The sequence below is a fragment of the Xanthomonas sontii genome (genome assembly GCF_040529055.1).
Classification (GTDB): domain Bacteria; phylum Pseudomonadota; class Gammaproteobacteria; order Xanthomonadales; family Xanthomonadaceae; genus Xanthomonas_A; species Xanthomonas_A sontii.
The window spans coordinates 2,308,100-2,322,828 of the sequence record NZ_CP132342.1 but is presented as its reverse complement, the minus strand read 5'-3'; the positions used below and the strand labels follow the sequence as shown (position 1 = coordinate 2,322,828).

The following is a 14,729-nucleotide window of genomic DNA, read 5'->3' as shown; positions in this document are numbered from 1 at the left end:
ATCTGTGGGAGGGACTTCAGTCCCGACGGGCCTGACCGACAACGCGTCGGGACGGAAGTGCCTCCCACAACAGCAAACACACCCCCACCGCACCGCCGCACACCCCGAGGACAGCACCATGGCCACACGACGCGGTTTCCTGCAGGGCGCCATCGCCCTGGCCCTGTTCGGCAGCAGCGGCATCGCGCGCCTGGCGCAGGCACGCGCCGGCAGCTACGCGCTGCCGGCCGATGCGCGCGCCAAGGCCGAGCTCACCCGCAACGTCGACGTGTTCATCGGCACCGGCGGCCACGGCCATACCTTCCCCGGCGCCACGCTGCCGTTCGGCATGGTGCAACTGAGCCCGGACACCTACAACGCCGACTGGGACGCCTGCTCCGGCTACCACGCCGACGACGGCTCGATCATGGGCTTCTCGCACACCCACCTGTCCGGCACCGGCATCGGCGACATGCTCGATTTCCTGGTGGTGCCGGCCACGGGCCCGGTGAAGCTGCAGCCCGGCACGCGCGAGCACCCCGAGACCGGCTACCGCTCGCGCTACGACCATGCCGACGAAGCCGCCTCGCCCGGCTACTACCGCGTGCACCTGAAGGACAGCGGCGTGCATGCCGAACTCACCGCCACCGCGCGCGCCGGCCTGCACCGCTACCACTTCCCCAAGGGCAAGCCAGCGCACCTGCTGCTGGACCTGTGCCACGGCATGCAGGACAAGCCGGAGATCCCCGCCCGCGTCGAAGACGCCAGCCTGCGCCTGGTCGACGCGCAGACCGTCACCGGCGGCCGCCGCGTCTACCAGTGGGCCAAGGGCCGCTACATCTACTTCGCCATGCGACTGTCGCGGCCGTTCGCCAGCGCGCAACTGTATGCCGACGACCAGCCGCTGGCCGCGAGCGCGCGCAGCGCCGACGGCAACCGGCTGAAACTGGCCCTGCACTACCCCGATGCCGCCGACGCGCCGCTGCTGGTCAAGGTCGGCATCTCCGCGGTCAGCGCCGAGAACGCCCTGGCCAACCTCGACGCGGAACTGCCCGACTTCGACTTCGCCCGCGTGCACGCCGCCGCCGTCGCCGAATGGGAGAAGGAACTGGGCCGTGTGCGCATCGACAGCGACGACGAAGCGCAGCGCCGCATCTTCTACACCGCGCTGTACCACAGCCTGATCGCGCCGACCCTGTTCAGCGACACCGACGGCCGCTACCGCGGCATGGACCTGCAGGTGCACCAGGCACCGGCCGGCTACCACAACTACAGCACCTACTCGCTGTGGGACACCTACCGCGCCCTGCATCCCTTGCTGACCCTGGTGCAGCCCGAGCGCGTGCCCGACCTGGTGCAGTGCCTGGTGCGCGGCGCCCACGAATGCCCGCAGGGCGTCGCCATCTGGCCGCTGCAGGGCGTGGAGACCGATTGCATGATCGGCTACCACTCCGCCGTGGTGCTGGCCGAGGCGCATGCCAAGGGCTTCACCGGCATCGACTGGAAAGCCGCCTACCCGGCCTGGCGCAAGCGCGCGATGGACGACGACGTGCACGGCCTGGCGCTGTACCGGCAGATGGGCTACATCCCCTGCGACAAGGTCGACGAATCGGTCAGCCGCACCCTGGAATTCGCCTACGACGACTGGGCGGTGGCGCATCTGGCACAGGCGGTCGGCGCCGACGACGATGCCAAGCACCTGCGCGAACGCTCGCGCCAGTACCGCAACGTGTTCAACCGCGAGAGCCGCTTCGTGCAGCCGCGCCTGAGCGACGGCCAGTGGGCCACCCCGTTCGATCCGCGTGCGATGGGCCACAGCGCGCAGTGGCGCGACTTCACCGAGTCCAACGCCTGGCAGGCCACCTTCCTCAACCAGCACGACTTGTACGGCTACATGGACCTGTTCGGCGGCCGCGACCACTTCGTCGCCAAGCTCGACGAACTGTTCACCACCAGCTCCGAACTGCCGGCGGACGCACCACCGGACATCGACGGCATGGTCGGCCAGTACGCGCACGGCAACGAACCCAGCCACCACGTCGCCTACCTCTACGCCTACGCCGGGCAGCCGTACAAGACCCAGGCGATGGTGCGGCGGCTGCTGCGCGAGCAGTACCACGACGCGCGCAACGGCCTGTCCGGCAACGAGGACTGCGGGCAGATGAGCGCCTGGTTCGTGCTCAGCGCACTGGGCCTGTATGCGGTGGACCCGGTCAGCGCCAACTACGTGCTGGGCAGCCCGCTGTTCAAGCGCGCCGAACTGGACGTGGGCAACGGCCGCACCCTGCGCATCGTCGCCCACGGCAACAGCGCGACCAACGTCTACATCCAGAGCGCGCGCTGGAACGGCAAGCCCTACACCCGAAGCTGGCTGCGCCATGCCGACCTCGCTGCGGGCGGCACGCTGGAGCTGGAGATGGGGCCGAAGCCCAATACCGCGTTCGGTGCGGGCAAGGACGATCTGCCGCCATCGTTTAGCTGACGGCCGGGAATCGGGATTGGGGAATCGGGATTGGTGGTTCCCCACACCCGCGCCTGTGCGTGACCCGATGCACGACGGCGCGCGCTCCGGTCGTCCTATTGTCGCAATCGCATCGCTTTTTTCGAGAATCCCCCCCATGCCGCGTAAGACCCTCGCCGCTCTCGCCCTCGCCCTGGCGTTCGCCCTGCCCGCCACCCACGTGCGCGCGGCCGACAGCGGCACCGCCTGGCCCGCCTTCGCCACCCAGGGCGATCACTTCGTCCGCGACGGCAAGCCGTACCAGGTCATTTCCGGCGCCATCCACTTCCAGCGCATCCCGCGCGCCTACTGGAAGGACCGCCTGCAGAAAGCGCGCGCGATGGGCCTGAACACGGTGGAGACCTACGTGTTCTGGAACCTGGTGGAACCGCGGCCGGGCCAGTTCGACTTCAGCGGCAACAACGACATCGCCGCCTTCGTCGACGAAGCCGCCGCGCAAGGCCTCAACGTGATCCTGCGCCCCGGCCCGTACGTGTGCGCCGAGTGGGAGGCCGGCGGCTATCCCGCGTGGCTGTTCGCCGAACCCGGCATGCGCGTGCGCAGCCAGGACCCGCGCTTCCTCGCCGCCAGCCAGGCCTACCTCGATGCACTCGCCGCCCAGGTCAAGCCGCGGCTCAACGGCAACGGCGGCCCCATCGTCGCCGTGCAGGTGGAGAACGAATACGGCTCCTACGGCGACGACCACGCCTACATGCGCCGCAACCGCGCCATGTTCGTCCAGGCCGGCTTCGACAAGGCCCTGCTGTTCACCGCCGACGGCCCCGACGTGCTCGCCAACGGCACCCTGCCCGACACCCTCGCCGTGGTGAACTTCGCCCCCGGCGACGCCAAGAACGCCTTCGAGACCCTGGCCAAGTTCCGCCCCGGGCAACCGCAGATGGTCGGCGAATACTGGGCCGGCTGGTTCGACCAATGGGGCGAGAAGCACGCGGTCACCGATGCCGCCAAGCAGGCCAGCGAATTCGAATGGATCCTGCGCCAGGGCCACTCCGCCAACCTCTACATGTTCGTCGGCGGCACCAGTTTCGGCTTCATGAATGGCGCCAACTTCCAGAAGAACCCCAGCGACCACTACGCCCCGCAGACCACCAGCTACGACTACGACGCCGTGCTCGACGAAGCCGGCCGCCCCACTCCCAAGTTCACCCTGTTCCGCGACGCCATCCAGCGCGTCACCGGCATCGCCCCGCCGGCCCTGCCCAAGCCGATCCGCTTCGCCGAGTTGCCGGCCACGCCGCTGCGCGAATCCGCCTCGCTGTGGGACAACCTGCCCGCCCCGGCCGCCGCCACCGACACCCCGCAGCCGATGGAGCGCTACGGCCAGGCCTACGGCTACATCCTCTACCGCACCACCGTCACCGGCCCGCGCAAGGGCAGCCTGTACCTGGGCGAGGTGCGCGACTACGCCCGCGTCTACGTCGACCGGAAACTGGCCGGCAGCGCCGAGCGCCGCCTGCAGCAAGTGGCGGTGGACGTGGACATCCCCGCCGGCGCCCACACCCTCGACGTGCTGGTGGAGAACACCGGCCGCATCAACTACGGCGCCCACCTCCCCGACGGCCACGCCGGCCTGGTCGACCCCGTGCTGCTCGACGGCAAGCCCCTCACCGGCTGGCAGACCTTCCCCCTGCCGATGGACGACCCGAGCAAGCTCACCGGCTGGACCACTGCCAAGGTCGACGGCCCCGCCTTCCACCGCGGCACGGTGAAGATAGGCACGCCTGCCGATACGTTCCTGGACATGCAGGCCTTCGGCAAAGGCTTCGCCTGGGCCAATGGCCACAACCTGGGAAGGCACTGGAATATCGGGCCGCAGCGGGCGTTGTATTTTCCGGCGCCTTGGCAGCGGAAAGGCGGGAATAGCGTGATTGTGTTTGATTTGGATGGTGTAGGTAAGGCGAGTGTGCGGGGGGTTACGGGGCAGGTCTGGAGTGCGCCGGGAAATTAGCTGTGAGGCACGCCCTTCCGCAATTGATTGCAGACCCACACACTCACCTTGAGTTCAAGGTTGCCGCTAACCTTATATAGCTATCCTCAATAAAATTTACAATTCTTCACAAATCCCGAGTTCTAAGGCTTTATTTATAAGCACCGGAACACCTCCCGCGTCGGACACGGAATAAATATGGAGCTCACTCATGGCGCGACTCCCTCCAAGATAGAGGGTCGCCAGCCCTCTCCTTTTATCCAGAGCACCGACCCCGTCCTCGCCAAACAAAACGAGGTTGCTGACATCCAGCAAATAAACTTCTTCAAACTGAAGTCCCGCAACAAATTCCGGCATTGAAAAAACGAACTTCACCCCCTTACTTGGAATCGCACCAATATCCTCTCTAGCGGACACAGCAACAAATAGATCGCGATAAGCCCCCGCTTTCAAGTACTTTAGAAAAGTATCGTAGTCACAGCATAGAACTGCTACAGCCCTTCCACTCTTACGCCTCTTTGCACTCCTTGATGCAATTGGAAAAACAGCTTCATACTGCTCCTTGATACTTTTAACCACTTTTAAAGTTGGTTTACTACCTGAAGGCATGACGCTACGCTGCTCATACTGCGGCCAGTCCTCAGCGAGCTCGGCAGCAGGCGCGAAGCTATCAATATGCGCCATAAGCTGATTGATCTGTGGTGTATAGCGAAACACCTCATCAAACTTAAAATTCTTCATGTCAGGAAGTTCTCGCTGCCATTGCTGCAACCCTTGAGCAACCCGACGAACGTCTTGCTTCACATCCTCTGCCATGACAATAATTGGACTCGAACTAGGGTCCCGGACAAGCGAGCTTATAAGCACCCTTTCCAATCTATTCATAAGATGCAATTCATCAACAAAAATTGCATCGAAACCATCTTCAGTCCGGGTCATCTCCCAAGAGTTGGAATCCAAAAATCTGTCAAAGTCTGCTATTAGTTGATCAACCGTCATTGCATCAACAGAACGCATCTGCGCCCTGAAATCACTATAAAGGTCAAGGACTACGCGCCTCTCATCCTCAGTCGACAACCGCATACGCCACGTGTCACGATGTGTTTTATTGATATAGTCTTCGCGCTTTGACTTAGAGCGCGTAAAACCGCCAGGCTCTAGAACGCATGCAAATTCAAGAAGAACCTCTGAAATGAAGGGCGCCAAACAATCGCTATCTATCGTAATACTCTCAAGGCTGCGCGCAAAATCCTCCGTCACCCCCCACTTTCTGGCAGCCCAATCTTTAGACTTATAAGCAACCACAACCGATCTTAACATCTCGGCTTGCATATTCCGCCCCTCGACACCATCCAAAGAGAGCGGTTCAAGACCCCGCAACTCAGCGCCGAGGGTGCGATATGCTCGTGAATACAAGGTACCAATATAGAGAGGGCCATCCTCGCCCATTACGCGACTATATTCCTCATCGGTGAGCATGCCACGGATCATAGATCTCGCCAAATCGACAGTCGCTTGACTGTGAGTAAGAAATGCGAATCTCTGCGACTTTGAAGTGAAACGCGAGCCAAGTAGATGGCGAAGCAGCTTGACCACAAGCGCGACTGTTTTGCCACTCCCTGCCGGCCCCCGCACGCGCAAGCTTCGCGTCAACTCTTGGTCAACAAATGCGCGTTGTGGAGAGGTTAACCTAGAATCATACCAAGCCTGAAGCGACGCACCAAAACCAAGTATCTTGTTTGATTCTTCAAGTTCAAAGCAGTCATTCTCAGAGGGCTGCCAAGATTGATCTACAATGGCTTGACACTTCTCCAGCCTTTTTCTAATCGCGCCACGATCAATTGAATCAGGAAATCTACTTCTGAAGTCAATTGAATCAGACACAACCCCCGTACATATTGCTCCAAGTTTTCCATCAACGAGCCGATCAATCAACAACCTTGAGTTGTCACCTGAAACGCGTGACGCAGCCTGAATCGTAATTTGGCTACCATGATTAAAAGGCTTCCAAAGTGTAGGGACAGGCATCTTTGAATCTACCGTTGACTGGAAGACCCTAAGGACTCTATTAAAAGCATCTCTACGTCTAGAGGCAGTAACTCCGTAAAGAGCACCCCCTTTCACAAATTCAATAACCGAGAAGACAGTCTCCTGAAGATTTGTGAGATCTTGCTTTGCCATTACAATTACATCACCATCCGAACTCTTCCATTGAGGCAGGGAAACCTCACTGCTGCCTGGAGAATCCAGCCATTCATCTCCTGGCGGCCCATACGAGCGAAAATATTCACATGCCAATGCAGATAGGAATATATAATTTTTCATGAAATCTCCCCAACAAGGATTTTAACCACCGCATCCTGCTCGGCCTTGAAGGAGTCAGTGACCCCAATCCGAGAAAAATAAGACATAAGCTTTTGCATTAACGACTGTGTCAACATTGGCCTACAAATGCCAACCGGCACATAGGCATCAGGGTGATCCACAAGATCCATTTTGGATCGACAAATATCACGCCTTGATGTCACCGCCAGCGTTCGAAACGGAACTACAAAGCCACTCTCCTTGATGCCGGGAATGCTCGGTATAATATAGATATCCGCCCTTCCACTCTGCATCTTATTTGAAAGCAACTTCTTAATCTGTACTGAAAATCTCTCTAAGCGCCTGGCAACCTGGCCATCATCAGAATGAAGCTTCATTAATTCCGGGCCAATAACCTCCCCATTTTCAAGCACCCGAGTTAACGCATTGATTGGCCCAATCAAACATTTAATGAAAGCAACATCCGGCTTATGTATTCCTTTGACGTCTGCACGCCACCGAGCTTCATCACCTTGAAGAACCCAGTCTCGCAGCGGCCCATCGGAAACATCACCAATAGCACTACCCTGAGCTCTAGCCATGAGGCGAATTTCCTCAAGAAAAATTCCCACAATTTCCTCGGCACAATCTGGTATTGCAAATCTTTTAATGTAATCCCCAACAGGCAACACACTCAGACAAAATAAATCAGCGCCGCCCTTAGCATTAAAAAGATCACAATCAGCACTGACAATCAGCTTGACACCACATGCCTTGGAATTAACCAAGGTACCTTGCCAGACGCTCAACTCACTACCGGCATGCGCCTCCACGCCAAACCGTAATGATCGATCTTCCATTTCAGCCCCCTTCTTTTCAATAGCTGAAATCTACATTAACCATTGCCGATTTCACCAGATGAAGCGACAGCCGTTCGTAGACATTTCTAGCTAGAAACGAGGTCTAGAAACGGGGTCAGGTTGACTTTCCAAGTGAAACACATGGTCCAAGCCAACACCCGGTGCTTCGCAGGCATAGGCCCGCATGCGCCCCGCGCAAAGTATCCAACTCATTAGACAAAGGAACCTGACCCCGTTAGTCGTCGAGGTGGATGGGCGCCATCTCGTCCGAATCGATAGCATGCAGCACGAAGCAGCAATAGTGGTCTACGCGATGGCCAGCCGGGTATAACAAGAGTCAGATTGAACATCGCTACTTCCCGCAGTGGACGATCGCCGAATCGACGCTCATCCCCAAGCAGACGCCCGAACAGGTCGCCGCCGCCAACGCCGCCGATCTTGCCCGCGCCTCGCGACCGCCCCGCCGCCCACTCCGCCCACACCCGCCGCAGCAGCAGTGCACCGTCGGCTGCGGCCACTCCGTGGTCAGCAAGGGCTGACACGGCCGTCGCCCACGAAAAACTGGGGCAGTGTGCACTTCCCTCCTCTGCTTCTACTACCGATCTGACCTTCCACGGCCCGCCCATACGTGCAGGGCCAGCTCGACGGCCTAGCTAGCGTTCAATCGCCTCTCGAAAACGGTCTGCGCCCAGCCCGTGTTGCCGCTGCAAGTTGAGGCGGATGGCTGCAGTCTCGTCTAGGTTGATCTCATCCAGCACGAGGCGGCGATGGTGCTCTGCGCGCTGGCCGGCCGGCGACGGCGGGGTTCAGGCTGGACTTCCCTCTGTAAACTTGTCGCCAGCCCGGTCACTCACGTGACCGAGCCAGACAGCCTCTCTAACGCACCACACTCACATCCCGGCCACCGCATGATCGCGCTCCTGCTTCCCCTACTGGTGCTCGCCGCCCTCGGCTTCGTCCTCAGCCTTATCGTCCACGTGATGGCGCTTGCCGGGTATGTGCCGCCAGGCGGCGAGGCCGTCTTCGCCATGCACTTCGGCGTCTTCATCGTCTGGTTGCCGACCGTGCTGCTTTCCCTGCGGCTCAACTACACCCTGAAATCCCGCCATAGCTGGAAGCGCTCGCTCGCGGGATCTCCGCGATGGATGCGCTACGCCACCTACGGCCTGTTCGCCTACGCGGTCGTGAACTTCTTGATCGTCGCCCACCTGACGGGCGACCAACCGAAAGCGCCAGGCGTGACACCCACCCTGCTGCGCGGATTCTCCGGGCACTGGATGTTCTTCTATGGCATGGCTTTCTCGATGCTGTATTCCGTGTACCGCAAGCCGTGGCTGCTCAGCGTCGCCAAGTGCCCGTCGGCCACCGCGTGGACCACGCGGATCGTTTCTGCTCGTCCTGCGGCGCTGCGCTTCCACAGCGCGATGCGGGCACCTGATTACGCGCCCGGGCCAGCAGCCTCCACGCGATGACACCAGGGCATCGCAGGCTGTCGCGCGCCCGATTTCGCCAGGCCCTAGACTTCGACCAGAACATCTGCATCCGGACAGGACATCCATGCACCTCACACCCCAACAGTTGAACGAACTCTATCCCTACCTCTTCGGGTTCTGGGCCGCGATCGGGCTTGTGGCGCTGGCGTTCTTCACCTTCAACAAGAATGCGCCCCTGAAGCGGCGCGTCCTCATTGTGGGCAGCATCGCGACGAATGGACTGATGCTGGTCTTCTTCTGGGTGACCGGCGCCCCGCCCCTGTTTCTTGTCTTTGCGGCCGCCGTCGTGGGCTACGGACTCTGGCAGAGCATTCACTTGACGCGCTTCTGCAACGCCTGTGCGGCGCTCAACGCGCCACAAGGCCATCGGCAGGCGCGCACGGAATGCCGGAAGTGCGGCGCTGCGCTCCCAAAGCCATGAAGACGCCGAGACTAGGCTTCTTGGCAAGAGGCGAAGAACTCTGGGTGACGCTGTCGATTCCCTTATCGATCGACTCCCTTAAGCCGACGCGCTTCTCGGCGTATTGACGCGAGCAGTAGATAGCAGATGAGCAAGATTTCCATTGAGACATTCGATCCACTGGTGCATCGCAACCACATGCCGGAAATAGCGTCACCAACTTGCGTGCGGCATGTATTGGTCGTCTCATCCGGGAAATTCAGACTCGAGTTCCAGTCGCAGGCGCAACTGGAGGCAGCAATCCGCTATTTCCTTTCATCGTCCGGCTCCACACGGCTCGCCGTGCATGGGGGAGATCACTGGGAGTTCCAACCGTGGCAAAGCAGATTGCCTGCCGGGGTCAACAACCGCCACAAGCGCGACCAGCTACTGTCGGCATTGCTTTCCGCCAGAAAACTGGCCAGTGAACACTTGCCGTCGTAGCACACCGCGCTGATCGGGGGCGAACGCGTTTCTACCTCGTCGCAAGCGTCGCGGCCGATACTGGTGACTGTGTCCAACAGCCACCACGGTCGGTGCAACAGCACCGACCGCTCAGGCATCTCCGTCAGATCGACAGGCATAGCTTCCCAAAATGCTTCCCCGCCGCCTGATGCGCGAACGCATCGGCGATATCTGCCAGCGCGAAGGTCTGGTCGACCACCGGCTTGATGCCGTTCGCGTCGAGGGCACGGACCATGTCGCGCTGGTGGCGGCGGCTGCCGACGATCAGGCCCTGCAGGGTCTGGTGGCGTTGCATAAGTGCCACGGTCGGCACCTGGCCGGCAATGCCGGTGAGCACGCCGATCAGGGCGATGTGGCCGCCGATGCGGCAGGCGCGGATGGACTGGCCCAGCGTGTCCGGTCCGCCCACTTCGATCACCACGTCGACGCCGCGGCCGTTGGTGTAGTCGAGCACCTTGGCCGCCCAGTCGGTGTCGCGGCGGTAGTTGATGGTGAAATCGGCGCCCAGCGCCTGCGCACGCGCGAGCTTCTCGTCGGAGGACGAGGTGGCGATGACGGTGGCGCCCATGTGCTTGGCGAACTGCAGGGCGAAGATCGACACGCCGCCGGTGCCGAGCACCAGCACGGTGTCGCCCGCCTTCAGGTGCGCGTCCACCACCAGTGCGCGCCAGGCGGTGAGCCCGGCGGTCGTCAACGTCGCCGCTTCGGCGTGGCTGTAGCCGCGCGGGGCGTGCGTGAACCAGTGCGCGGGACGAACGACGTGTTCGCGTGCATAGCCGTCGACGCCGTCGCCGGGCACGGTGGCGAAATCGGCGATGGTCGGGCCGCCATCCAGCCAGGTCGGGAAGAAGGTCGAGACGACCGCATCGCCCACGGCGAACTCGTCCACGCCCTCGCCCACCGCCTCGACCACGCCGGCACCATCGGACATCGGGATGCGTCCGTCGGCGCTGGGCATGCGCCCGGTCACCACGCCCAGGTCGTGGAAGTTGAGCGAGCTGGCATGCACGCGCACGCGGAGTTCGCCGGCGCCCGGCTGGCCGGGATCGGGCAGATCGACGAGGCGGAGTTTCTCGAGGCCAGCGGGCTGGTGCAGGGTGATGGTTTTCATGGGCACGACATCCTTAGCGAAAAAGTGGCGAGGGGCAGCGCCGCGTCAGTTGCGGCGAAGCCGCGTTGCAGGCATTGTCGGGATGCACTTCCTGCATCGCAAGAACGTACAATCTCCACAGGTACTATCAATTTTGTAGGTACAACGACCATGCGTCTGAAGCGTCTGGATGGCAAGAGCGGCTGCGCGGTCGAAGTCACGCTGTCGGTGATCGGCGGGGTCTGGAAGCCGGTGATCCTGTTCCACCTGCTCTCCGGCAAGAAGCGCTTCATGGAACTGACGCGCCTGGTTCCCAACGCCACGCAGCGCATGCTGACGCTGCAGTTGCGCGAGCTCGAGGAGGACGGCGTCATCGTGCGCCACGTCTATCCGCAGGTGCCGCCCAAGGTCGAATATGCGCTGACGCCGCTCGGCCACTCCCTCGCACCGGTGCTGATCAGTTTGCGCGAATGGGGCGAGTCGTATCGCACCCGCGAGCTGGCGCGCGCGCCGGCTGATGCCCCGGAGCGCGTGCGTGGTGTAGCGACGGCTACTTGATTCAGGCAAGCGCCGAAAGAAAACCGGCGCGCGCACCACGAGGCGACGGCACCGCGGCAGGAAGCACGACGTGGCGTCGCGGAACGTCGATCATCGAGAGCGACACCGCTGTAGATGCAAGATCCGGCGACGCTAATGAGCTTCAATCGCGAAGGGAGGCCTATTTGCAGACGTCAGCGATCAACGAGGTCTCCCGACTACCGACCTTGGAAGGCGTCGGGACTGAGGTCATTCCCACAGGCGCCCTGGCCAACACACCGCAAGTCCTGGGGAGCGGCCGCCACCGCGACGCGCATGAGCGGGATTGCCCGTTGCGGCTGAAGCCGCTCCTTCAAGCACAAAGACGTGTCGCGCTGAGCCGTCGCAGAGCACGTCTTCAACGATGACCATCAAGCCCGCGTCGGCATGTTGTCCTTGAACGCCCGCAGCACCGCCGGCAATCTGGCTAGATTGTCGGCAACACCAGCCTGGACGATCTTCTCAACCGAGCCTGCGGTCGTGCTTGTGCTCTGCGTCTGCATTGCTCCCGGGCAGGTCGCATGCGCCAGCGTAGCCGGCAGCAGCGGCGCTGACACAGCATTCTCGAACGGCGTGCCTACCGAATGCGCCAAGCTTTTGTTGACGGGCGTCATTGCCTGTCACGGCGCTTCGCCAATGCCCTTGGCATTGGGCACGGTGACGGCGTCGGTGACCTGGTTATTGACTGCTGTGGATAGGCCCTGGAACGGTCCTCGTCAGGCAGAAGACCGCATCGCTACCGCCTTCCTGCGACGGCGTTAGCGTGCATGGCCTACGGCTGCTTGAACGCGTTGAGCACGGTCAGCAGGCTGGTGAGGTTGTCGGAGACGCCGGTCTGCGCGACCTTCTCGGTGGCGCCGGCGGCGGCGGTCGAGTCGAGGCTGTAGATCCGCATGACGCCCTGGTTGGCCACTGCCTGCGCCAGGGTGTTCTGTTGCTGCTGCGCGGAGACAGCGTTCCCGAACAGGATACCCGTCGAGTGCGCCATGCTCTGGTAGATCGACGCCATCGCGAAGGCCGGCGCTTCGCCGATGACCTTGACGTTGGACTGGGTGACCGCATCGGTGATCTGGTCGTTGACCGCGGTGGGAAATGCCATGTGTTCGCTCCTGGGTTGGGGTACGGCCCACGCCGTACGATCTCTGAAAACGGGACAGTGCAGAACCTGTGAAACCGTGTGCGGCGTTTGTCTCGCCAGCCTCGCCGCAATGTGCGCGTGACGAGGGAACATCGGCCACGATGCGCCGCGACCTCGGCCGATGCGTGTTGCTACCGCTGCGGGGGTATCCCCTCGCGGCATCCGCTGCCATCCAATGCGATCCACCAGTACGGCCGGCGAACGAGCTACTGTCCGCGACGTGGCGCCAGACTGGATCGCTGATGGCACGCAGCCATTTGCATCGCGCGCCGTGGCGCAAGGCCTTGGCCCACGCCGCAAAGCGCATCATGCGTGTGAAAAACACACTCCCGGTTCAGGCAGCGGGAGGCGGCGATGGTGCTCCCGGCTCCGCGGCCGGCGCATCCGCGATAAGCCCCTGCGCACGCGCCGCCTCGACCACCGCCTGCATCTGCTGGGCCAGGCTCGCGAACTCGCGCTCCAAGCACGCGCGCACTTCGGCCTGCACGAGATTGGCCAGGCGATCGGGGATCTGCGCCATCACCAGGTGATTGCTGCCGCCCTCGCCGCTCTGCGGCGGACGTAACTGGCCCGGTGGTAGCTGGTCTAGCGAACTGGCCGACTGGACCGCCTTGAGCACCGCCGCTTCGCTGGCCGCGGTGGCGCCGTCCAGCGCGACTCTGCTGTTCTGCATCGTCTGCTGCATCTGCTGGATCAAGCCTTTCACGCGCTCGCGCTCGGCATCGATCAGCGACGGCGACGCACCGGCCGTTTCGGCGGCAGGCGCTACCGGCGGCGCGGACGATTCTGACGCGAAGCGCCGCAGTTGCTCCTGCTCGAGAGGAAGCAGCGGGCGACGCAACCAGCTCTCGGTGAGCTGGCGCAGCGTGGCGAAATCGGATGTTTGGTTGGCTTGCATGGTGCTCCCCTGCGTGAAGTGAAACCGGTTGTGCGAACGGCCTAGGTGGACGCGGACTTGCGGCCGCGCACCATGTCCGCCTACTTGGCGATGCTCTGGTCGATCTTGTCGATGGGCAAGCCGGCGGCCTCCAGCGCGCCAGCAGCGGCTGCGACCTCCGCGGCGGCACCGACCAGCACGTCGGTGGCCAGTACTCCCAGCGCATCCTCGGCGGCCTGCTCCGGCTTGTTCTCGGCCAGGTTTTTGAGCAGCACGCTCTGGCTGGCCAGCGCCGTCTTGCTGACGCCGTCGAAATAGACCGCCGCCGATGGCGCGACCAGGCCCTGCGCCTGTCTGATCCGCATGTTCGAGCCGACCTCAACCTGCGACGGTGCATAGGCCATGGTTTCGGCATCGCTGCGCTGTACGCCCCGCACGATCGTGCTGTTGAGCGCGTCGCAGGCCGGCCCTGCCGCCTCGGGCTGCGCGAGCATGTGTGCGTCGAGCGTCTTCAGCATGGATGGCGGCGTTGGTGACACGGGCGGCGATGTGGCGGCTGCCGCGCCGGCCGGGTCGCCGAGCTCGCCACGATCGGTCGCTGTTGCAGCCGGTGTCGCGGCAGAGGCGCCGGTGGGCGCGGCCGGTGGGATGGACACCGTCGCCGCGTCGGTGATCTGTGCATTGGCGCCGTTGGGAACTGTCATGGTTCGCTGCTGAGAGAGGAATGGCCGATGCCGTGAGCCCTGCGCATCGGATCAGGCGGCCGAGGACGGTATCGCTACGTGCAACGACGAGCGTAGAAGTAGAGCGGGCCGGCACCATCGAGGAGGCAACGCCCCGAAACGGCGGCGACCAAGGCTGCGCTGCAGCGCACGACATAGCGACGACAGCCAACCTCAGATGCTTTGCTTGTGCCACTCGACGTTGCAACGCACTCCTATCGTGATCGGCTGCAATGCGCAGTTCCTGCATAGCCCGCGCAGCAGACAGCAGGCTTTGTCCACATTAGTAGACATACTCCAGACAATCCTCGCACCTTGCATGCGGGCAATAGCAACAC

At 62.3% G+C, this 14,729-nt stretch carries 13 protein-coding genes; 6 read left to right on the top strand and 7 right to left on the bottom strand.

What is annotated here, in order from left to right:
* Positions 1-118 precede the first annotated feature (118 nt).
* Together RAB70_RS09760 and RAB70_RS09755 are read left to right on the top strand one after the other, a co-directional pair.
* Positions 119-2,461, top strand: coding sequence for a GH92 family glycosyl hydrolase (locus tag RAB70_RS09760; RefSeq protein WP_148827618.1), 2,343 nt, complete (start codon positions 119-121; stop codon positions 2,459-2,461).
* A gap of 136 nt (positions 2,462-2,597) precedes the next feature.
* Positions 2,598-4,448, top strand: coding sequence for a beta-galactosidase family protein (locus RAB70_RS09755; RefSeq protein WP_148827617.1), 1,851 nt, complete (start codon positions 2,598-2,600; stop codon positions 4,446-4,448).
* A gap of 96 nt (positions 4,449-4,544) precedes the next feature.
* On the opposite strand, the gene RAB70_RS09750 is transcribed toward RAB70_RS09755, so the two are convergent.
* Together RAB70_RS09750 and RAB70_RS09745 are read right to left on the bottom strand one after the other, a co-directional pair.
* Positions 4,545-6,752 (bottom strand): UvrD-helicase domain-containing protein, encoded by a 2,208-nt coding sequence (locus RAB70_RS09750; protein ID WP_148827616.1) that lies wholly within the window; start codon positions 6,750-6,752, stop codon positions 4,545-4,547.
* Entirely contained in the window at positions 6,749-7,591 is an 843-nt protein-coding gene (locus tag RAB70_RS09745; RefSeq protein WP_148827615.1) for a hypothetical protein, read from the bottom strand. Before RAB70_RS09745 ends, RAB70_RS09750 begins: the two co-directional genes overlap by 4 nt.
* A 908-nt stretch (positions 7,592-8,499) precedes the next feature.
* Between RAB70_RS09745 and RAB70_RS09740 the strand changes: the two genes are divergently transcribed.
* The 3 genes from RAB70_RS09740 to RAB70_RS09730 all read left to right on the top strand — a co-directional run bounded on the left by RAB70_RS09740 (position 8,500) and on the right by RAB70_RS09730 (position 9,967).
* The gene (locus RAB70_RS09740; protein ID WP_225851517.1) at positions 8,500-9,063 is read left to right on the top strand and encodes a hypothetical protein; all 564 of its coding nucleotides are present in this window, start codon (positions 8,500-8,502) and stop codon (positions 9,061-9,063) included.
* Between the two features lie 85 nt (positions 9,064-9,148).
* Positions 9,149-9,505: a hypothetical protein gene (locus RAB70_RS09735; protein WP_148827614.1), complete on the top strand. Its 357-nt coding sequence runs from the start codon at positions 9,149-9,151 to the stop codon at positions 9,503-9,505.
* Between the two features lie 126 nt (positions 9,506-9,631).
* Positions 9,632-9,967 (top strand): hypothetical protein, encoded by a 336-nt coding sequence (locus RAB70_RS09730; RefSeq protein ID WP_148827613.1) that lies wholly within the window; start codon positions 9,632-9,634, stop codon positions 9,965-9,967.
* A 124-nt stretch (positions 9,968-10,091) separates the two neighbouring features.
* On the opposite strand, the gene RAB70_RS09725 is transcribed toward RAB70_RS09730, so the two are convergent.
* Positions 10,092-11,099: an NAD(P)-dependent alcohol dehydrogenase gene (locus RAB70_RS09725; protein WP_148827612.1), complete on the bottom strand. Its 1,008-nt coding sequence runs from the start codon at positions 11,097-11,099 to the stop codon at positions 10,092-10,094.
* Positions 11,100-11,249: 150 nt separating this feature from the next.
* On the opposite strand from RAB70_RS09725, the gene RAB70_RS09720 reads away from it, so the two are divergent.
* Positions 11,250-11,636 (top strand): helix-turn-helix domain-containing protein, encoded by a 387-nt coding sequence (locus tag RAB70_RS09720; protein ID WP_148827611.1) that lies wholly within the window; start codon positions 11,250-11,252, stop codon positions 11,634-11,636.
* A 389-nt stretch (positions 11,637-12,025) separates the two neighbouring features.
* Here the strand turns inward: RAB70_RS09720 and RAB70_RS09715 are convergent, their stop codons facing one another.
* The 4 genes from RAB70_RS09715 to RAB70_RS09700 form a co-directional block, all read right to left on the bottom strand.
* Positions 12,026-12,268, bottom strand: a complete 243-nt coding sequence (locus RAB70_RS09715; protein WP_148827610.1) for a hypothetical protein — start codon at positions 12,266-12,268, stop codon at positions 12,026-12,028.
* Between the two features lie 158 nt (positions 12,269-12,426).
* A complete protein-coding gene (locus tag RAB70_RS09710; RefSeq protein WP_017915251.1) occupies positions 12,427-12,753 on the bottom strand; it encodes a RebB family R body protein in 327 nt (108 codons plus the stop codon).
* Between the two features lie 373 nt (positions 12,754-13,126).
* The gene (locus tag RAB70_RS09705) at positions 13,127-13,690 is read right to left on the bottom strand and encodes a hypothetical protein (RefSeq protein WP_148827609.1); all 564 of its coding nucleotides are present in this window, start codon (positions 13,688-13,690) and stop codon (positions 13,127-13,129) included.
* Between the two features lie 80 nt (positions 13,691-13,770).
* Complete coding sequence (locus RAB70_RS09700; protein WP_225851515.1) at positions 13,771-14,373, bottom strand: hypothetical protein; 603 nt, start codon at positions 14,371-14,373, stop codon at positions 13,771-13,773.
* Between the last annotated feature and the right edge of the window lie 356 nt (positions 14,374-14,729).

What these genes read in the sequence shown, in the direction of transcription:
- RAB70_RS09740 (WP_225851517.1), top strand. Translation starts at nt 8,500, where the DNA reads ATGATCGCGCTCCTGCTTCCCCTACTGGTGCTCGCCGCCCTCGGCTTC.
- RAB70_RS09760 (WP_148827618.1), top strand. Translation starts at nt 119, where the DNA reads ATGGCCACACGACGCGGTTTCCTGCAGGGCGCCATCGCCCTGGCCCTG.
- RAB70_RS09720 (WP_148827611.1), top strand. Translation starts at nt 11,250, where the DNA reads ATGCGTCTGAAGCGTCTGGATGGCAAGAGCGGCTGCGCGGTCGAAGTC.
- RAB70_RS09710 (WP_017915251.1), bottom strand. Translation starts at nt 12,753, where the DNA reads ATGGCATTTCCCACCGCGGTCAACGACCAGATCACCGATGCGGTCACC.
- RAB70_RS09730 (WP_148827613.1), top strand. Translation starts at nt 9,632, where the DNA reads ATGAGCAAGATTTCCATTGAGACATTCGATCCACTGGTGCATCGCAAC.
- RAB70_RS09745 (WP_148827615.1), bottom strand. Translation starts at nt 7,591, where the DNA reads ATGGAAGATCGATCATTACGGTTTGGCGTGGAGGCGCATGCCGGTAGT.
- RAB70_RS09735 (WP_148827614.1), top strand. Translation starts at nt 9,149, where the DNA reads ATGCACCTCACACCCCAACAGTTGAACGAACTCTATCCCTACCTCTTC.
- RAB70_RS09725 (WP_148827612.1), bottom strand. Translation starts at nt 11,099, where the DNA reads ATGAAAACCATCACCCTGCACCAGCCCGCTGGCCTCGAGAAACTCCGC.
- RAB70_RS09700 (WP_225851515.1), bottom strand. Translation starts at nt 14,373, where the DNA reads ATGACAGTTCCCAACGGCGCCAATGCACAGATCACCGACGCGGCGACG.
- RAB70_RS09705 (WP_148827609.1), bottom strand. Translation starts at nt 13,690, where the DNA reads ATGCAAGCCAACCAAACATCCGATTTCGCCACGCTGCGCCAGCTCACC.
- RAB70_RS09755 (WP_148827617.1), top strand. Translation starts at nt 2,598, where the DNA reads ATGCCGCGTAAGACCCTCGCCGCTCTCGCCCTCGCCCTGGCGTTCGCC.
- RAB70_RS09715 (WP_148827610.1), bottom strand. Translation starts at nt 12,268, where the DNA reads ATGACGCCCGTCAACAAAAGCTTGGCGCATTCGGTAGGCACGCCGTTC.
- RAB70_RS09750 (WP_148827616.1), bottom strand. Translation starts at nt 6,752, where the DNA reads ATGAAAAATTATATATTCCTATCTGCATTGGCATGTGAATATTTTCGC.